Source organism: Metabacillus schmidteae (genome assembly GCF_903166545.1).
GTDB lineage: Bacteria > Bacillota > Bacilli > Bacillales > Bacillaceae > Metabacillus > Metabacillus schmidteae.
The window spans coordinates 555,834-573,756 of the sequence record NZ_CAESCH010000002.1 but is presented as its reverse complement, the minus strand read 5'-3'; the positions used below and the strand labels follow the sequence as shown (position 1 = coordinate 573,756).

The window sequence follows — 17,923 nt, the reverse complement described above, 5'->3', positions numbered from 1 at the left end:
AGACTGTTTCGAGAGTTACATTGGATGTTCCACTTTTACACGTTTAATAAATAGGGAAATAACAAACCCTATCACTGCCATGATAATCGCAAAAAGAAATGCATCCTGAACCCCTGCCGTAAAAGCGAGAAGCGGATTTAAAGGATTTGCTTTATCTTCAACAGTAGCCATAAATCCTTCTGAACCAGAAGATAAAATAGAAATGGCAATTGCCGTTCCAATTGCGCCGGCAACTTGTTGTAATGTATTCATAATCGCTGTTCCATCTGGATATAACTCACGTGGTAATTGATTCAATCCATTTGTTTGTGCAGGCATCATTACCATGGATACACCTACCATTGTTACGATGTGTAAGCCAATGATGAAGGCTGAGCCCGTTTCAATTGTAATGGTTGAGAACCCAATCATTGCTCCAGTTATAATCAGAATTCCAATCATAACCAGCCATTTTGGACCGAATTTATCAAACAAGCCACCCATAACTGGTGAAAGAATGCCGTTAATAATTCCTCCTGGTAAAAGAAGCAGCCCAGCAGCAAATGTAGTCAACGCTAATGATGTTTGCAAGTAAAGTGGCAATAAAATCATCGTTGAAAGTAAGACCATCATACAAACAAGAATCAATAACAGACCAATAGTAAACATCGGATATTTAAATGCACGTAAATTAAGCATTGGCTGCTGCATCTTCACTTGTCTTATTGAAAAAAGAACTAAAGAAATTAAACCAATACCAATCGCTGTAATGACAATTGGGCTTCCCCAGCCGCCGCCTTCTCCAGCACTACTAAATCCAAAGACAATTCCTCCAAATCCAATAGTAGATAACACGATAGACAATACATCAATCTTAGGCTTAGTTGGTGTTGTAACATTCTGCATAAAGAAGAACCCGAAAATAAGAGCGCCAATTAAAAGCGGAAGAGAAATCCAGAAAATCCAATGCCATGTTAAATTATTAAGAATAAGTCCAGAAATTGTTGGACCAACTGCAGGTGCGAACATGATAACAAGACCAATAATTCCCATAATTCTTCCACGCTTATGTGGCGGCACGATTAATAATATCGTGTTAAACATTAACGGTAGCAATAAAGCTGTTCCAATTGCCTGCACCACACGTGCAATCATTAAAACTGTAAAACTTGGAGCAATCGCTGCTATAAATGTCCCGATTATTGATGCAACAAGTGCTGTAATAAATAATTGCCTTGTCGTAAACCATTGCATAATAAGTCCTGATACCGGCACTAATACGCCAAGTGTAAGTAAATACCCAGTAGTCAGCCACTGTGCAGTTGTTTCATGAATCCCAAAGTTTTCGATTAAATTTGTTAAAGCCATATTAAGAGCTGTTTCACTAAACAAACCGATAAATCCGGCAACAACAAATGAGATAATAATTGGCACAACGCGCAAATTGCCTATCTCCACATCTCCAGTTTTCATTTGTGTATTACCCATTTCCATCTCTGTTTCCTCCTACATAAATCTTTCTCTATATTGTTTTTAATACTAAAGATAACTGCTTCGCAATCATCCTTAAAGGATCGCCATTTTGATATGTGATCGACAATAGACATGCCCCTTCTATCATTGCCGTGATTGTTAGTCCTAATTCTTTAGCTCTCTTTTTTTCAAATCCATACTGTTCAAGTATGTCAGCGTATAACGATTGCCAATCTTTAAAAACCAATTCACATGCATGACGAAGCTTCTCATGTGTTGAGGCCGTTTCTGAAGCAATTAATCCGATAGATAGCCCCTCCACAACACAGTCTCTCGTATCAAATACAGAAGCTATGTTATTTGCATAAAATTCAAATGCTTCTGCAGCTGAATTTTTTGCACTTAAATCTGTCTCAGCTCCCTCCATCACAAGCTTTCTCATTACCGAAATAGCTTCTAATGCAATTTCTTCTTTTCCATTCGGAAAATGATAATAAATAGAACCTTTTGGAGCACCGCTTTCCTCAATAATTTGATTAAGCCCTGTTCCGTTATAACCTTGCCGTTGAAATAAGCGTGTTGCGCTTTGCAAGATCAAGTCCTTTGTGTCCTGCTTCTTTTTCATATGATGCTCACCTCAAAATTATAACAACCGGTCTAGAAAATAGTATAGGAATTTACACAATAAGTCAATTGATATGATGGCCTTTTTGAAGGGAATAAATTATATGACATAAACTCGAAGGATACTGTTTTAAGGATTAAAAAAACTAAGACTTTTCCCATAAAATTGGTGAACAAGCCTTAGTTTTTCTTACCATTATTCATCTTTGACCGTCTTTAGTGGTTTGTTATTTTTCTTTAATGCAAACCGATATTTCTCTCCTTTTTCAATTTGAGTAACCTGAGAATCATGTACTGTAATTTGCACGGTTCCATACTCCATGTTCTCTAAGAAACTAACAATTTTATCAATTACTTCTTGGTCGATCTTATTTTTTGAAGCCACTATATCCTCTCCCTCATTCCTAAGTAAGAACATAAACATTGTATCTCTTATTAGTGACCAAAGTTTCTTTAATTGAATTAACAGCATTGTACAAATTTTTGTTATAGATGCACAGCCCATAAGCGACAATGGTCTACTACATTAACTCTTCTTTAATACCAAGTATTTCTATAAGATTTATATACTTTTTATCATATTATGCATCCCTTACTAAAGCAACTACTTCTTTGCAAATAATCCCACAATTTTTTATTAAAAAACCAAACAGGTCAAACCTGTTTGGTTTTGGGATGATTATTTCCCCACTGCCTCATCCACAAATTTATTTTCAATGACTTTGGACGTATCCAATTCCCGATCAATCCCACCAACTGAATATAGGAAATCTGCTTGTTCTTGATGTGCTTTTGCAAAATCATCAGTTGTTGGTGATAAAATAGGCTCTGAATTCTTTAAAACCGACTGAATGATTTCTACGTCGACCTTTTGCGCTTCTGCTATTTCTTTAGAAACCCCATCAATATCTGCAACAAAATGCTGTTGAACCTCTTCATATGTCTTTAGAAATAACACGGTTAAATCGGGATGCGTTTCTGTAAACTCTGTTCTGGCAATTAAAAAGCTTGGGGCATTAATATTCAAATCTTCTCCAGTTACTAAAACTTTTGCCCCTGTTTGAAAAACAGCAGTAGTTGCATATGGTTCCCAAATTGACCAAGCGTCAATTGAACCGTTATCTAAAGCTGGTCTAGCTTCATCTGGTTGAAGTTGAATAATCTCAATGTCGCTATCCTTTAACCCTCCACGGTCTAAGGCCATATATAAGAAATGATAAGCACTGCTTCCCTTTGCTACACCTATTTTCTTCCCCTTTAAATCTGCTATTTCTTTAATGGAGCTTCCTTTGGGTACAATGATAGAATTTCCTTTCTTTCCATCACTAAGGACAGCAATAGCCTTAAAATCAACATTACCTGACTGTCCAGCAATAACTGGAGTACCTCCAACAGCACCAAAATCCAACCTTCCTGATGCAAGGGCCTCAAAATGTGGTGGTCCACTCGCAAACTCATTCCAGGTTACTTTAACCCCTTCTTTCTCAAATGCTTTTTCAAAATATTGTTTCTCCCTTGCATAAGGCAGAATTCCCGTCTTTCCCTGAACGCCAATGTTAACGACAACTTCTTTGCTACCCTTACTTTGAGCTTCAACCTTAGAAGATGTTTCATTACTTGTTGAATTGCTGCAAGCACTTAAAACAAGAATGAATGCAATGAATGTTAACCCAACCATTGCTTTTATTTTCCCTACCATAAACAAGACCCCTCTCCTATCTTTCATATATACTTACTCGGATTTAAAACAATAAATATCCTTCATTTACCCTTGAAAATTATCCTGCCATTTTAAGAGTCTGTGTTCAAAAATTCGAACAAATGAATCTGATACTTTACCAAATACAGCAAATATTATAATACCCACAAACACTATGGATGTTTGAGAAAACTGTCTGGCATCCATGATGAGATAGCCGACACCCTGACTGGATCCCATTAGTTCTGCTGCTACTAAGGCCAGCCAGGAAACACCTAATGATAACCTCAAGCCTAGCAATATATTTGGTAGTGCCGCCGGTAATATTAACAGGGTAATTTGCTTCCATCTACTAAATTCTAATACTTTTGCTACCGAAAAAAGTTTAGAATCCACACCACGTATTCCAAGAAAGGTGTTCACATATAAAGGGAAAAATGCTCCCTTTGCAATAAGTAAGATCTTTGAAACCTCTCCAAATCCAAACCATAATATAAAAAGAGGGATGACAGCTAAGGTTGGAATCGTCCTAAGCATTTGTAGAGTTGGATCTACGGTTTGTTCAACACTTTGATTAAACCCAACGGCCAAACCTAGCAGCAAGCCTAGTATCCCTCCTAATAAAAATCCTCCGATTGCCCTTAACAAACTAATTTGGAAATGCGTAATAAGATCTCCTGTCATGATCAGGTCAATAAACGTCATAAAAATTGAGCTTGGTCTTGGAAGTAATGTATCAGAAATGAGCCCAAATATCCCTGTTAACTCCCAAAGAGCGACTATTATAATAGGTAAGATAAATCCTTTCAAAATACTACTTGCTTTCCCGAGCTCTTTTTTTCTTTTCACTTTTTTCTTATTCAGTGTTTGTATTTTTTCTAAAGATAATGTTGATTGATTTTCCAATTTTTATCCCTCCTAAATACCTGCACTATTTACTAATTCCAGCTCTTCCACCTTTTCAAATTCTCCTAACACAAGGTGACGGAACTCTTGGAAAGCTCTTGATGACTTCTTTCTTGGAAATGGGAGATCGATTGAGATGACATTTTGAACAGTACCTGGCCTTGCACTCATAATAACGACTTTGTTCCCTAAAATATATAGCCTCATCTATGTCATGTGTAACAAAGATCATTGATGTCTTTTCTTCCTTCCATATATCGAGCAAAGCTTCCTGCATATGAGAACGAGTGAAAGCATCCAATGCACCAAATGGTTCATCTAGCAGGAGCACCTTTGGCTTCCTAAGTAAAGCTCTTGCAATGGCAACACGCTGGGCCATCCCTCCCGATAATTCTTTTGGATATGCTTTTTCAAACCCTTCTAACCTAACAAGCTCCATTAACTTTTTAACACTCTCTTTTACTTCTGTATTTTTTAGTGATAAATTTCCTGCAATATTCTTCTCCACCGTAAGCCATGGAAACAACCTAGGTTCCTGAAAAATAAATCCCTGGTTAATACCAGCCCGTGTAACCTTATCCCCGTCTAGCTTTATTTCACCTGAATATTCAGTATCTAAACCTGCAATGGCTTTAAGCAAAGTACTCTTTCCACATCCACTTGGTCCTATTACTGTAATGAATTCTCCTTGTTTTACATGTAAGGTAATATCTTTTAAAACGATCATTTCTTCTTTTCCTTTTTCAAAGGATTTAGTAAGCTGAGTTATTTCTAGTAACGACATGTTTATCTACCTCCTTGATTAAACATTAATCTCAGTAAAATAATTGGAAGGTCTTTGCAGCCCTAGATGATCTCGTAAAGTTTGACCCGTGTACTCTTCTCTAAAAAGCCCGCGGTTCTGTAATTCCGGAATAACTAAATCAACAAAATCATCTAAACCTGCAGGTAAGTATGGTGGCATAATATTAAACCCATCTGCAGCACCTTGTTCAAACCACTCCTGCAACTGATCAGCAATTTGAATTGGGGTTCCCTTTATTTCTCTATGTCCTCTCGCTCCCGCCACTCGCTGGTATAGCTGTCGAATTGTTAAGTTTTCTCGGTCACCCAAATCTTTCACAAGCTGAAATCTTGTTTTAGCTCCATTGATATCCTTAATATCCGGTAAGTTTGGAAGTGGCTCATCTACCGAATAATTTGATAAATCATAGCTTATCAGTGCTGACAGTAATCCTACTCCCACTTTTTCAGGGATTAATTCAACCAGATGCTGTTTCTTTTCATTTGCTTCCTTCTCTGTCCTCCCAATGACTGGAAAAACACCTGGCATGATTTTTAACGATTCTGCTGATCTCCCAAACTTCTTGAGACGCCCCTTTACATCCCGATAAAAATTCTGAGCCTCTCCTAACGTTTGCCAGGCAGTAAAAATGACCTCCGCTGTCTTTGCAGCCAATTCTTTTCCCGATTCTGATGAACCTGCTTGAATGATAACTGGATGTCCTTGCACAGGTCTTGAAATATTCAGTGGTCCCTTAACTGAAAACCATTTTCCTTTATGGTTTAATTGATGTACTTTTGCTGGGTTAGCAAATTTCCCTTCCACTTTGTTTATGAGCAAAGCATCATCTTCCCAACTATCCCAAAGCTTCTTGACTACCTCTACAAACTCCTCAGCTCGTTCATACCTTACACTATGCTCTAGATGGTGATCTTTACTAAAATTTAACGCTTCTGCTTCACTCGAGGATGTCACAACATTCCATGCTGCTCGACCGTGACTTAGATGATCAATGGTTGCAAACTTTCTCGCTAAATGAAACGGTTCATTATAGGTAGTAGAAGCTGTAGCGGTTAACCCTATATTAGTTGTCACAACAGCTAAGGCTGAAAGTAATGTTAAAGGATCAGGACGAACGTTGACCGTTTGTTCAATACCAACACCATCTCGATCATGCACAGCATATCCATCAGCAAAAAAGATCATATCGAATTTTCCGCGCTCTGCCGTTTGAGCCAGTTTCCGATATAGGTCCAACGATAAGATTTCACCTGTTTGACTTTCAGAATGTCTCCAAGCTGCAACATGATGACCCGGAATCATAAAAAATGCTCCTAAATTCATTTGACGTTTTTGATGTGTCATTAAAATCATCTCCTTTTTTTATAGAAAAGAGCAGCCTTCTTTATCTGTTGAAAGGCTGCTCCAGTTTTCTGGTCACATTTTTTCTTAAGTTTTTATTAGGTAGACTTTCTAGTTAGATTCCTTTCTTACCGAAACATGCCTTTGTACTAAAACAATCAGGTCTATTGTTATCCAATCGACTTTTTTTTCTTTCCCTTCCTATATTCACGTTCAATTTCTGATAGAGTCAATTCGTAAAGATGATGTTCTTCCTTCTTATATATTCCTAAATCTAATAACTGGATAATTAGTTTTTCTTTTTTCAATTCAACTGCTTGCCGAAGCTTTGTCATTCATCTAAACCTCCTTAAATTTAAAATAGATGTAAGACAAAAAACATTTTTCGGTAAGAAATCAAAAATATACTAAATTAGATTAATCTAATAAATGCTTCAAGACCTTCCTTTAATCTTTGTTGTGCTTCTTCATTGATAACAAATTTATTCTCCCCAGATCGTTCTATTTGCTGATCGATTGTATATACACCATTTGATATAGTAGTTGCTCCCAAAACTGAAAGCACAGGATTTAAAGCATACTGTATAGCTAACAGGTGCCCAAATGTTCCTCCCAAAATCAGTGGAAGGATCACTTTATCCTCCAATCCCTTTTGTGGTATAAGGTCAAGAAATGTCTTCAATATCCCTGAATAAGATGCTTTGTATACCGGAGTTAGAATAACTACACCTGTAGATTTATTAACAATTTCATTTGCTCGAATGATGGCTTCACTATCAAAATTAGCTTGAATTAGGTCTTCTGCTGGTAAAGTATGCACGTTAATAGTTTCATAGTCTAGCCCTTTTTCCTGTAACAATTTCGTTATAAAGTCTAATATGCCGTAAAGACGAGAGTACTCATTTGGTGCCCCAACAATAATAGAAATGTTTGTCATGTGAACCTTTCCTTTCATGTGATTTCATAGACCAAAATTAAACTTTGATCCTTCTGCCTAGACCGTCTATCCTTTCATTAAAACCAATTTGCCTTCGGATATCCGATCAGCAATCAATTCAATTAGAGCAAAAAGGCTCTCGTCTAATAAATGTTACTTAGTTTCGAGAGCCTCTAGTTTTCTAGTCAGCTAATGATTTATCTTGTGCTTTATTTAAATTTTTGTATGATCCTAGTTTAGAGACTGTATAGAAAATAGCGACTATCCACACTAAGGCAATCCCAATATAAATATATGGATAAACAGCATCGTTTTCGATCCATGTGTGTACAATTGTTCTGGCATTCACTAAGATAATAAATCCACCAACAAGTACACCCATCAACTGTGCAGGAACCTTTTGTACCAACCAGGCTGCAATTGGAGCTGCAATAATTCCACCTATCATTAATGCTCCAACCCACAACCAGTTAACTTCCTCCCAACCTAACGAAATGAGGAACCCTAAAGTAGCAGAAACCGCAATTGCAAACTCACTGGTATCAACTGTACCTACTACTTTGCGTGCACTCATTCCTTTACGGGATAATAACACCGGTGTAGCGATTGGTCCCCAGCCGCCACCACCTGTTGCGTCAGCAAAGCCTGCAATTAATCCCAATGGAATTGATTGCTTGCGACTTAATCCAATTCCTTGCTTTTCCTCAGATGTTCGGAATTTAAATAAGAATCTTGTAAGAACATATACGCCTAAAAGTAATAGAAAGAGAGAAATATAAGGTTTGACTAAATCTCCGGGTAGATTACTAAGAAATGTTGCACCAAGAAAGGCACCAATTGAACCTGGAATGATCAAACGGTAAACCGCTTGCTTATCTACATTCCCAAATTTTATATGTGATGCTCCAGACGCAGCAGTCGTTACGACCTCTGCTAGATGAACAGATGCAGAAGCAACTGCTGGTGCAATTCCAAATGTTAGTAGAAGCGTAGTAGATGTTACACCATATGCCATTCCTAAGGCTCCATCAATTAATTGCGCAAGTAAACCGATAAATGCAAAGATGATTAACTTTTTCATCATAAACACCCTTTCTGTATAAAAAATAAAAATAAAAAAGGCATAACCCTCTATACGAATATGGGTTATGCCTTCGGTCGTCCGATCGGCTTTTTTATTTTATTTTTGAATTAATGTGATTATAATCCCTACAATTCCTACCTGTCAACTAGTATTTATTAAAATACCTATTTATTATGACCCTTTCATCGCTTCAGCCTGTACTCTTTGTAAAAATTCCAGAACTACATCATGATTACTTTTTTGACTGCTTAATTTCATCATTGCTCTTCCGACAAAATTCACACCTTTGTTATGACCTTCATAAATAAAATTTGTTGTTTCCTCATCCATTTTTAAAAGGATGAAAGTTAATGATATTTCAAATGCTTTTCCAAGCACAAATTGTATTTGTTTCTTCTTTTTATTTTCTGTATCTTCATAAGCTAATGTCTCTACAATATAGGTTTCGACTCTTTTTCCTTCCCGGTATTTTTGCTGATGCTTTGCCCCTACTTCATGTTCCTTTTTTTCAATTATTTTATGTTCTTCGACTTTAGGCATAATTCTTTTAATATTTTCATCTAAGAACAAACTCCACACATGTTCAATGTTTTTATTGATCGTTATTTCTTCTTTCCATTGAATCATTTTTCTTCCTCCTCACCCGATAACAAAAATTCATCAATCTCATCCATTTGTTGTTGAAGCTCTTCGATTTCCATCTTGATTTTATTTCTCTTTTGACGGAGCAACGTATCAAGATTGGCAAACGATTCATTCTCCATGACAGAGATCATTTCTTGAATCGTAAAGCCTAAGCTTCGTAATTTCACCAACAGTATCGCCAAGAAATAACTGCCATCATCATAGTATCGATAGTTATTTTTCGGATCAATGTGAGCTGGCTCAAGCAACTTTACTTCCGCATAATACCGTAGAGTTTCTTTGGTTAACCCTGTAAGATTTGCGAATTCACTTATTTTATACATATTTGTCCTCCCAAACCAATCATAAACTGTGTGGTGCACAACAAGGTCAAATAATTATTTAAAAACATAAAAAGCCACCTTCAATGAAGTGGCTTTTGGCGGGGACAAGGGGACAGGTCCACTGTCCTGGTATAATTTGGAAACACCATAGAGGATATATGTTAAATCAGAAAGGAAAATGACTACATTAATAATAAGAAAGATTAAGACAAGGCTGAATTGTTCCGAACCAGCTGGGACGAGGAACCTGTCCCCCTGGCCCTAAGTTTGTTGAATTCTTCTGGTTTTGTTGTGTGTGATCCGATTTTTGAGTTAGTGTCACTGTAGAAGCCGTGGAAGTCTGAGCCTCCTGTTTGGATTAGGTTGAATTTTTTTGCTAGGTCTTTTGCTTTTTGTTCGTCTTCTTTATTGTGTAAAGGATGAGACACTTCTATTCCTTCCAACCCAAGATTAACCCATTCTTCTACTGCATCGAAATTTTGAAACTGACCTGGGTGTGCTAATACCGGGATACCTCCAGCTTCGCGGATTGCCAAGATGGCATCCTCTGCTTTTAGGTACTCAATGGGCATAAACGCGATTCCCGGGCTTGACGTTTCACTTCCTCTTGAAAATAAATCCTTATAAAGCTGACTATAAATTCGATCAGTGTAGCCTTTTTCGATTAAGGCATGCATGATATGTTGTTTGTAAACACCTGTTCCATTTTCAGCAAATTGTTGAACATTCTCCCATGTAATGTCATAGCCGGCAGCAATTATTTTTTCAACCATTCTTTTTGACATTTCATGTCTCTTCTCAATTAGCGGCTGACACAGTTTATCAATAGCAGGATGTTGTGGTGTAATGTACAAACCAAGGATATGAGCTCGGCGCTTACGTGCAAAATCATATGCAGATATTTCTATTCCAGGGATTATATTAACTCCAACTTCTTTTCCGATTTCTACTGCTTCCGTTAAGCCTTTGGTTGTATCATGGTCTGTTATGGCAAGATGCTCTACACCATTTTGCTTTGCTGTCCTAATCACTTCCTCAATTGAATAAGAGCAATCCGATATATTCGTATGACAATGTAAGTCAATCACTTATCTCAACTCCGTTCTAAAGCTAATCCCATGTCTTGTAAATCCAAGAGAATCATAAAACGCATGAGCATCTGTTCGTGCCTGATTACTGGAGAGCATGATTTTGTAGCAACCTTCCTCAGCAGAAATAGTTCGTGCTAACTCCATCATGTTCTTTCCGATCCCTTTTTGTTTATGAGTTGGATGAACGACCACATTTTCGACGATGGCAAATTTCCTTCCACCGTGCCCGAAGTTATCACAAATAAGTAAGGAAAACGTGCCGAGTATTTGATCCTGGTCATTTTTAACGAGATACACTTTATAAAAAGGATAGCCGGCAATGTTAGTTAGCAGTTCTTCCCCGGCTTCCAGCGATAATACCTGATCTTGATCAAGTTCTCTTAATAATTCCAGATATGCAGGTAAGTCATGTTTATTAAGTTCATGGATATCCAATTTCTTTCACTTCCTTTTTTTAAATATGCGTTACCTCAGTTAAAGCACCTTGATATAAATTGAATTGATGATCAACGACAGTCTCCATGAAATCAAGGTCATGGAAAATACCTAACATACTTGTACCTTCTTGCTTTAATTGAAAAATCATTTCTTTTACAGCAATCTTAGAAGAATCATCTAATGATGCAGTAGGTTCATCTAGTAATAGAAGCTTTGGTCGTTTGACCATCGCTTGAGCTAAATTCAATCTTAGTTTTTCACCGCCACTGAATGTTCGAGGATATGTATCCCACAAGGAAGCAGGAAGCTTAAAATGTGCCAAAATCTGTCTCGCTTGGTCTACTGCCTCTTCTTCCGGTACACCCATTTCCATAATGGCATTCATGACGACTTCAAGAGCAGTGACGCGAGGCATAACATTTAAAAATTGTGAAACATAGCCAATCTCCTGTTTACGAATCTCAATCATTTCCCGCTCTGATGCTTTAACAAGATCAATCTTCCCAAATCGATCAGATTGGTAAAAAATTGATCCTCCTGTCGGCAAATAGGTTCGATAAATACTTTTTAAAATCGTGGATTTCCCGGCTCCACTTTTCCCTGTTATCCCAATAAACTCTCCTTCTTTTAAAGAAAAACTGATCCCATCACAGCCAACAATTTTTTTTTCATCGGATTGGTGCATCGTAAAGGTTTTTTGCAACTTCTCAACTCTTAACAATTCTTGCATGATTCCCCTCCGTCCCCACTTCCTTTTGTAGAAATGAGTTAATATCATTTAATTCCTCAAACCGCTCCTCAAGGGTCTGTCTGTCCCAGTTCCACCACTCTGTTCGAAGAATTTTCTCCGCAATATCAGGAGCAAATCGCGGCTTAATTGGTTTTGCAGGAACCCCAACTGCGATCATATATGGTGGAACATCCTTTGTTACAACTGCTCCTGCACCAATTATGGCACCTGTTCCAATTGTTACTCCCGGCATGATAATAGCACCATGGCCAATCCATACATCGTGCCCTATCGTCACTTTATGGTCCCGTCTCCAACCGAAAAAGTCATGATCATCTGTATCACTTAATCCATACTGAACTCTTCGATATGTGACATGATGCTGAGTAACCCTCCACATAGGGTGATTAACAGGATTTATACGAACATGTGAAGCAATAGAACAATACTTTCCAATTTCAGCATACATAATCAAATTATCTCCGGCTGTATAGCTGTAATCTCCAAATAACGTTTCCTCGATTGTCGAGTTAGGACCGATCTCAGTCCAGCTTCCAAGATGACTTTTTTGAACTTTTGAGGTTTCGTGAATCATGGGTTTTTCTGATAAAATTTTCATCTTGATCACCTTTTCTATTCTAATGAAGTATTTTTACAGGTTGCAGGTAATTCATTTGACAAACGATTTGTCCATCAACCATGACTGTTTGTAAAACCGGACGTTGGTTTTCCTCACTAACAATTAGCAAATCCGCTTTTTTTCCTTCCTCTAGTGACCCTACTTCTTCATGAATATTCAGTGCGGTAGCTGGATTTAAGGAAACCATGTTTACTGCTTCATTCATTTTTAAGCCCTGCTGTTTCAGCTTAAATGCAGCATGTAACAAGGATGATGGATAATAATCTGAACATAGAATATCAACAGCTCCATGCAGGATCGCTTCCATGGCTGAGACATTATTGCTATGTGATTTTCCTAATAATGCATTTGGAGCTCCCATTACAACGTGTAGCCCCATCCTCTTTGCTTGTTTGGCCACTTCCAATTCAATTGGGAACTCGCTGATCGATGCTTTCCAATCCTGTACAACGGACAACTTTTCAATCGAGTCATCATCATGTGATGCAATTGGAATGTGATAGTTATGTGCTAAATCAGCCAATTCCTGAATGATTGCTTGATCAAGCTTAGGGTGCTTTCTACTTTCATCAATCAATTCATCGGCTTCTTGTTCTGATAAGTGCCGATGTTGCATGAGTAACAGCTTGTGTACCTCAATATCACGAAATTGGCCTTGACCGGGAGAATGATCCATAAAAGATAATTGGTCAATTTTATTTTGTTGTATAAACTCCTTCACACGCAAAACAGCACTAATATTTGTAATTTCATAACGCAAATGAGTTTTATGACGAATAAGCTGTCTCCCATATGAAAAGCTTTTAATCTTTTCAATTACTTCAAAAACCATATCATTTTGTCTAGTTTTCTTTTTGGCATTTTCCTCTAATAATGATAAAGAATGATAGATGGTTGTAATCCCTTCACCAACCAGTTTTTTCTCAAGCTCATAAAATGAAATGTCCATTGGGAACACACTTTGTGGTCTTGGCTCCAATTCAATTTCAATCGCATCACTATGAGAATCGACTAAACCTGGTAAAACCCATTTTCCTTCTGCATCTATATCAGAAGGCTCGATCTCACTAGGAGTCCCTTCATATACTCTCTGGATTCTATCCTCTTCAATTTCAATCGTTCCATTTTCAATAATTCGGAAAGGTGTTACGATTTTTGCATGATAAATTTTCATGATCTTCCTTCCTTTCAATCTATTGAATTCTATTTTTATAAAAGTGAATGAACTAAAAGTTGAGAATATGGATGCTGTGGATCTTCTAAAATCTGATCTGTTAAACCATGTTCAACAACTCTTCCGCTTTTCATTACCATTGTTCGGTCAGCAAGCATACGAATGACACCTAAATCATGTGAAACGACAATCATTGCCACATGAAGCTCACGTTGAATTTTCCTAATAAGATCCAGAACTTTTGCTTGAACAGATAAGTCTAACCCTGTTGTCACCTCATCAAGAAGCAAAATTGGCGGATTATTTGCTAATGCCTTTGAAATTTGAACTCTCTGCTGCATTCCTCCACTGAAATTTTTCGGGAGCTCATCCATTCGATTTGTTGGAATCTCCACATGCTCCAACAGCTCTGATGCACGTTGTCTTATATCACCTACATGATAGGTACCAGAGGCAATCAATTTTTCAGCAATATTCCCTCCGCTTGAAAACGACATTTTTAATCCGAGCCATGGATTTTGATAGACCATTCCCATTAAATAGTTGCGTATGTACCGTTTTTGTTGAGCTGACACCGTAAAAATATTCTCTTGTCCTTCCTGGTAGGAAGAAATCGTTGCTGAACCAGAGGTAATACCTTCATCAAAATATAAGCTCTTCACAAGTGAGCTTTTTCCTGAGCCGCTTTCACCAACGATTCCAAGGATTTCTCCTTCATAGAGATCAAAGCTAATATTTTGACAGGCCCAGACACTCCCGCAATGTGGACAATGCTGGCCCACCACTTCACCTTCCTGCTTATGACAGTGAGCACATCCATCACCAAATCGTTTATTTAAGTTCCGTACTTTCAACAAAGGTGTTTCGGTTGGTATCATAACTACTTCTGCCCCCTTTCCTGACTTTGGGTTGAACAATATCCTGTATCTGAACACTGATAGATTTTTTCACCTGTTTTACTGCTATAGATTTCATCTAAGTACGTATGCTTACTTCCACAGATGTGGCATTCCAGGTCTTCAAAGGATTCAACCTCAAATGGATAATCATCAAACTCTAATGGTTCTACGTCTGTATAAGGAGGAATTGCATAGATTTTTTTCTCACGTCCCGCTCCAAAGAGATAAAGACCCTCTGCTTGATGCAGCTTTAATAAGTCATACCTGGGAATTGGACTCGGATTAAAAATATAGCGTTTATTCACAAGGCTTGGATAATCCGCACCGATTGTGATTTTCCCCCAGCGAATAATATCTTCATACAATCGCAGCCACATGCTGCTATAATCCATTTCTGCATGTAATCTCTTTGTTTCTTTCTCTCGTGCTTCAACTCTTCTTAAAGGCTCTGGCATCGGGACTTGCAGAACTAAGATTTGATCTTCACGCAACGGGATTTCCGGAACTCTGTGTCTTGTTTGAATAATTGTTGCTTCCTCTGAATTATTCGTTGTCGGGACATTTGAGCAATTTTCCACTAATCGTTTAATACTAACGGCATTTACACTATCGTCATGACCTTGATCAATTACTTTCACACAATCATCTTCACCAATCAAGGACAAGGTAAGCTGCAATCCACCTGTCCCCCAGCCCCTGCCAATCGGCAATTCTCTTGATGCAAATGGAACTTGATAACCCGGGATCGCAATTGCTTTTAATGTTGCACGTCGAATTTCTCTTTTGGAACCTTCATCTAAAAATGCATAATTATATGCTTGAATGAGCTGCTGCTCCATATTGATAACTCCCCTCTTTGTTAGGAATGACTAAATGTTGCTTCCCTTTGCGATTGATGCTTTTTATCTAACGTCTCTGACTTTTTAGCCTGACGAATGCGATCAAGCATAGATTGAAAGGTAATATAATGTGGTAGCTTTAAATGAGAAACAAATCCGTTTGATTCCACACTATCAATATGAAGCAGGACAAATTCTTCATCCTGTGTTGGTGACGAACCTACTGTAGCTAAGCTTCGCTCCAAGATGGCCATCGCAATAGCTTTCACTTCGTTTTGTCCAAAAGTCAACCCATAACCAAGCATAAATTCAACATCACCTTGATCGTTTTGGGTAAAAGAATTGATTGTCTCTACTTCTGTTAACATCACTTCGCCAATGTATAGAGAGTCTTCTCCATCACCAAATGGATAATCGATATACACTTCACTGTAACCTACGCGTAATTCACCGATCGTTGGATGAACTGCACCATAGCCTCGCATACTTGAGTATGCCATAGCGGTCATTGCTCCTGTTTCGCCCCTAGCTAATGATTGAAGACGTGCAGAACGTGGAGCCGGGAATGTAAGTTTTTCTCTAGTAATATCAAATGGTTCCTCTTCACTTGATTCGCGATTTGCTAATAGGCCTTGGTCTCTTAATAAATCTGCTACCTTTGAAATCGAAGAAACGGAGTCTAATTGTTCCTTATTAAGATTGATTGATTGTAAGAAAGACTCTATTTGGATCTTATTTTCATGCCGTAAATTAAAATTTAATAATCGGTGTGTATAATCATATGTAGGACCGAGAAGCTGTCCACCTGGTATATCTTTAAACGATGAAGAAATTCTTCGAATGACTCGCATTTGACCAGGCTCCACTGTCTTAGAATAGTAGTTTCGGGGTAAAGTAGATCGGTAAGCTCTTAGTAAAAAGGCTGCCTCTGCCGGATCTCCTTCTGCTTGTTTTAAGGCCAATGCTGCATATTCCGGTGCATAGAGCCCGCCCTCTCCCATCACTCTATCTATTAAAATCCGCATTTGGCTCTCTATTTGCTGAGGACTTAATAGCAGCTCCGTTTCCTTTAAGCGATAATAGTTTACTAGCTCACTAGCATGTTCAATTGCTTTTTTGCCACCAGTAACTGCCACATAACCCATTTACATACCCTCACTTTCTATAATTGTCGTTCTAGGAAATGAAACAACATGTCCATCCCTGCTTACTAAGATCATATCGATGCCAAGCGGAAACTCACGGTTCAGCTTTTTTCTATAAAGTAACCATTCTAGCGAAAGACCTCTAACGTAGATACTTCTTTCTGTTTGAATACCAGGTCCCTTAAGAGTAAGGTGTTGTCCTTCTTCTTCATCTGATGATATTGAATCTACAGTCATCAAGATTGTTGTACTTGCATGTGGATCTTCTAACGTTCCGATTTTGCATTCCTCTATTACATTCATTATTTCTACCGGGGTAAGAGGCTTTTCAATTAACAAATAATCAGCGCTGTTTTTATGTGTAAGTACCCCGAAGGTCTTTCTTACAATATGTTTTTCAACAGAAGAATGTTGGTTGGCGATTACACGAAAGTTAACCTCACGATCAATGAGCGTATATGCTAATCCGAGTAAAGGTTTAGATAATCCGGGAATATCCTCTATGCTTACTAAGGCATTCTCTAAACTATTGACTTTTCCAGGCCTCGCCATACTATCTAAAACATGTCGATATATTGATTGTGTATGGTGCACAATATCAAATGATTTTTCCTCAACCTTTGTCATTGTAATCCTCCATTGTGTCGAAATTCACTTTTGAACTAGATACTAATGCTACTTCTTCTTTTTGTCTCCCAATGATCTTTCTTTCCTCTTCTTCTAGTAACACAGTCCATTCCTTTAATAGAGGTAGATTCCCATTAAAGGCTGCATCAATTATAGCCATTTGATATGCCTTTTCTGGATTTTCTCCCATTAAAACACCTATACCAACAGTGCCGTTCACCTCAACAACACATTCTGTGATTAACACCTCTCCCATATAAAATGGCTGTTTTGAAACTGAATCACGTGTTTTCATCATGACAAGACCAGTTTGGGGTGAGCGTTCTATTTTAATTGAGGAAAATTGTTCTATTTGCGTTGCAAGTTTAGCGACAAGCTCTTTATTACCTTCTACTAGAATTTTTGATAATCTAGCTTTTTTCACTTCCATCCCTCCAATCAATTTGTTGTTATATTTAATCTAACTTGTTACCAAGTTGCGATGGTTAAGCAAATGTAAAAGTATTATTAATTAATGTAAAGAT

General features: G+C 37.8%; 21 protein-coding genes and 1 pseudogene. All 22 read right to left on the bottom strand.

The genetic code is table 11. The features are described 5' to 3' along the window. Positions 1-15: 15 nt before the first annotated feature. A complete protein-coding gene (locus tag HWV59_RS23585; protein ID WP_175640744.1) occupies positions 16-1,452 on the bottom strand; it encodes a DHA2 family efflux MFS transporter permease subunit in 1,437 nt (478 codons plus the stop codon). Positions 1,453-1,501: 49 nt separating this feature from the next. Further along, on the bottom strand, positions 1,502-2,077 hold the full coding sequence (locus tag HWV59_RS23580) for a TetR/AcrR family transcriptional regulator (RefSeq protein WP_175640492.1): 576 nt from the start codon (positions 2,075-2,077) through the stop codon (positions 1,502-1,504). Positions 2,078-2,272: 195 nt separating this feature from the next. Beyond that, positions 2,273-2,461 (bottom strand): YezD family protein, encoded by a 189-nt coding sequence (locus HWV59_RS23575; RefSeq protein ID WP_102228506.1) that lies wholly within the window; start codon positions 2,459-2,461, stop codon positions 2,273-2,275. Positions 2,462-2,755: 294 nt separating this feature from the next. Continuing rightward, a complete protein-coding gene (locus tag HWV59_RS23570; RefSeq protein WP_175640743.1) occupies positions 2,756-3,775 on the bottom strand; it encodes an aliphatic sulfonate ABC transporter substrate-binding protein in 1,020 nt (339 codons plus the stop codon). A gap of 66 nt (positions 3,776-3,841) precedes the next feature. Further along, positions 3,842-4,681, bottom strand: a complete 840-nt coding sequence (locus tag HWV59_RS23565; protein ID WP_175640491.1) for an ABC transporter permease — start codon at positions 4,679-4,681, stop codon at positions 3,842-3,844. 12 nt (positions 4,682-4,693) lie between these two features. After that, a pseudogene (locus tag HWV59_RS23560) lies at positions 4,694-5,465 on the bottom strand (ABC transporter ATP-binding protein). Positions 5,466-5,483: 18 nt separating this feature from the next. Further along, positions 5,484-6,830 carry an LLM class flavin-dependent oxidoreductase gene (locus HWV59_RS23555; protein ID WP_175640490.1) on the bottom strand — a complete coding sequence of 449 codons (1,347 nt, stop codon included), beginning with the start codon at positions 6,828-6,830 and terminating at the stop codon, positions 5,484-5,486. 167 nt (positions 6,831-6,997) lie between these two features. Further along, entirely contained in the window at positions 6,998-7,162 is a 165-nt protein-coding gene (locus HWV59_RS23550; protein WP_175640489.1) for a Fur-regulated basic protein FbpA, read from the bottom strand. A 77-nt stretch (positions 7,163-7,239) separates the two neighbouring features. Beyond that, entirely contained in the window at positions 7,240-7,764 is a 525-nt protein-coding gene (gene ssuE / locus HWV59_RS23545; protein WP_102228500.1) for an NADPH-dependent FMN reductase, read from the bottom strand. A gap of 181 nt (positions 7,765-7,945) precedes the next feature. Beyond that, positions 7,946-8,845: a sulfite exporter TauE/SafE family protein gene (locus tag HWV59_RS23540; protein WP_175640488.1), complete on the bottom strand. Its 900-nt coding sequence runs from the start codon at positions 8,843-8,845 to the stop codon at positions 7,946-7,948. Positions 8,846-9,019: 174 nt separating this feature from the next. Continuing rightward, a complete protein-coding gene (locus HWV59_RS23535) occupies positions 9,020-9,475 on the bottom strand; it encodes an SRPBCC family protein (protein ID WP_102228498.1) in 456 nt (151 codons plus the stop codon). Beyond that, positions 9,472-9,816, bottom strand: coding sequence for a MerR family transcriptional regulator (locus HWV59_RS23530; protein WP_175640487.1), 345 nt, complete (start codon positions 9,814-9,816; stop codon positions 9,472-9,474). Before HWV59_RS23530 ends, HWV59_RS23535 begins: the two co-directional genes overlap by 4 nt. A 203-nt stretch (positions 9,817-10,019) precedes the next feature. Further along, the gene (locus HWV59_RS23525) at positions 10,020-10,904 is read right to left on the bottom strand and encodes a PHP domain-containing protein (RefSeq protein WP_175640486.1); all 885 of its coding nucleotides are present in this window, start codon (positions 10,902-10,904) and stop codon (positions 10,020-10,022) included. Continuing rightward, positions 10,905-11,342: a GNAT family N-acetyltransferase gene (locus HWV59_RS23520; RefSeq protein WP_175640485.1), complete on the bottom strand. Its 438-nt coding sequence runs from the start codon at positions 11,340-11,342 to the stop codon at positions 10,905-10,907. Between the two features lie 19 nt (positions 11,343-11,361). Beyond that, positions 11,362-12,075, bottom strand: coding sequence for a phosphonate C-P lyase system protein PhnL (gene phnL, locus HWV59_RS23515; RefSeq protein WP_175640484.1), 714 nt, complete (start codon positions 12,073-12,075; stop codon positions 11,362-11,364). Beyond that, complete coding sequence (locus HWV59_RS23510) at positions 12,053-12,694, bottom strand: DapH/DapD/GlmU-related protein (RefSeq protein WP_175640483.1); 642 nt, start codon at positions 12,692-12,694, stop codon at positions 12,053-12,055. Before HWV59_RS23510 ends, phnL begins: the two co-directional genes overlap by 23 nt. Before the next feature lie 19 nt (positions 12,695-12,713). Further along, positions 12,714-13,889, bottom strand: a complete 1,176-nt coding sequence (phnM, locus tag HWV59_RS23505) for a phosphonate metabolism protein PhnM (protein ID WP_175640482.1) — start codon at positions 13,887-13,889, stop codon at positions 12,714-12,716. Positions 13,890-13,924: 35 nt separating this feature from the next. Next, positions 13,925-14,767: an ATP-binding cassette domain-containing protein gene (locus HWV59_RS23500; protein WP_175640481.1), complete on the bottom strand. Its 843-nt coding sequence runs from the start codon at positions 14,765-14,767 to the stop codon at positions 13,925-13,927. A 2-nt stretch (positions 14,768-14,769) separates the two neighbouring features. Next, positions 14,770-15,627: an alpha-D-ribose 1-methylphosphonate 5-phosphate C-P-lyase PhnJ gene (locus HWV59_RS23495; protein ID WP_175640480.1), complete on the bottom strand. Its 858-nt coding sequence runs from the start codon at positions 15,625-15,627 to the stop codon at positions 14,770-14,772. A 20-nt stretch (positions 15,628-15,647) separates the two neighbouring features. Further along, positions 15,648-16,772, bottom strand: a complete 1,125-nt coding sequence (locus HWV59_RS23490; RefSeq protein WP_175640479.1) for a carbon-phosphorus lyase complex subunit PhnI — start codon at positions 16,770-16,772, stop codon at positions 15,648-15,650. Beyond that, positions 16,773-17,399, bottom strand: a complete 627-nt coding sequence (gene phnH, locus HWV59_RS23485) for a phosphonate C-P lyase system protein PhnH (protein ID WP_175640478.1) — start codon at positions 17,397-17,399, stop codon at positions 16,773-16,775. After that, positions 17,386-17,823, bottom strand: a complete 438-nt coding sequence (gene phnG, locus HWV59_RS23480; RefSeq protein WP_175640477.1) for a phosphonate C-P lyase system protein PhnG — start codon at positions 17,821-17,823, stop codon at positions 17,386-17,388. The genes phnH and phnG overlap by 14 nt, the downstream gene beginning before the upstream one ends. Positions 17,824-17,923: the final 100 nt, after the last annotated feature.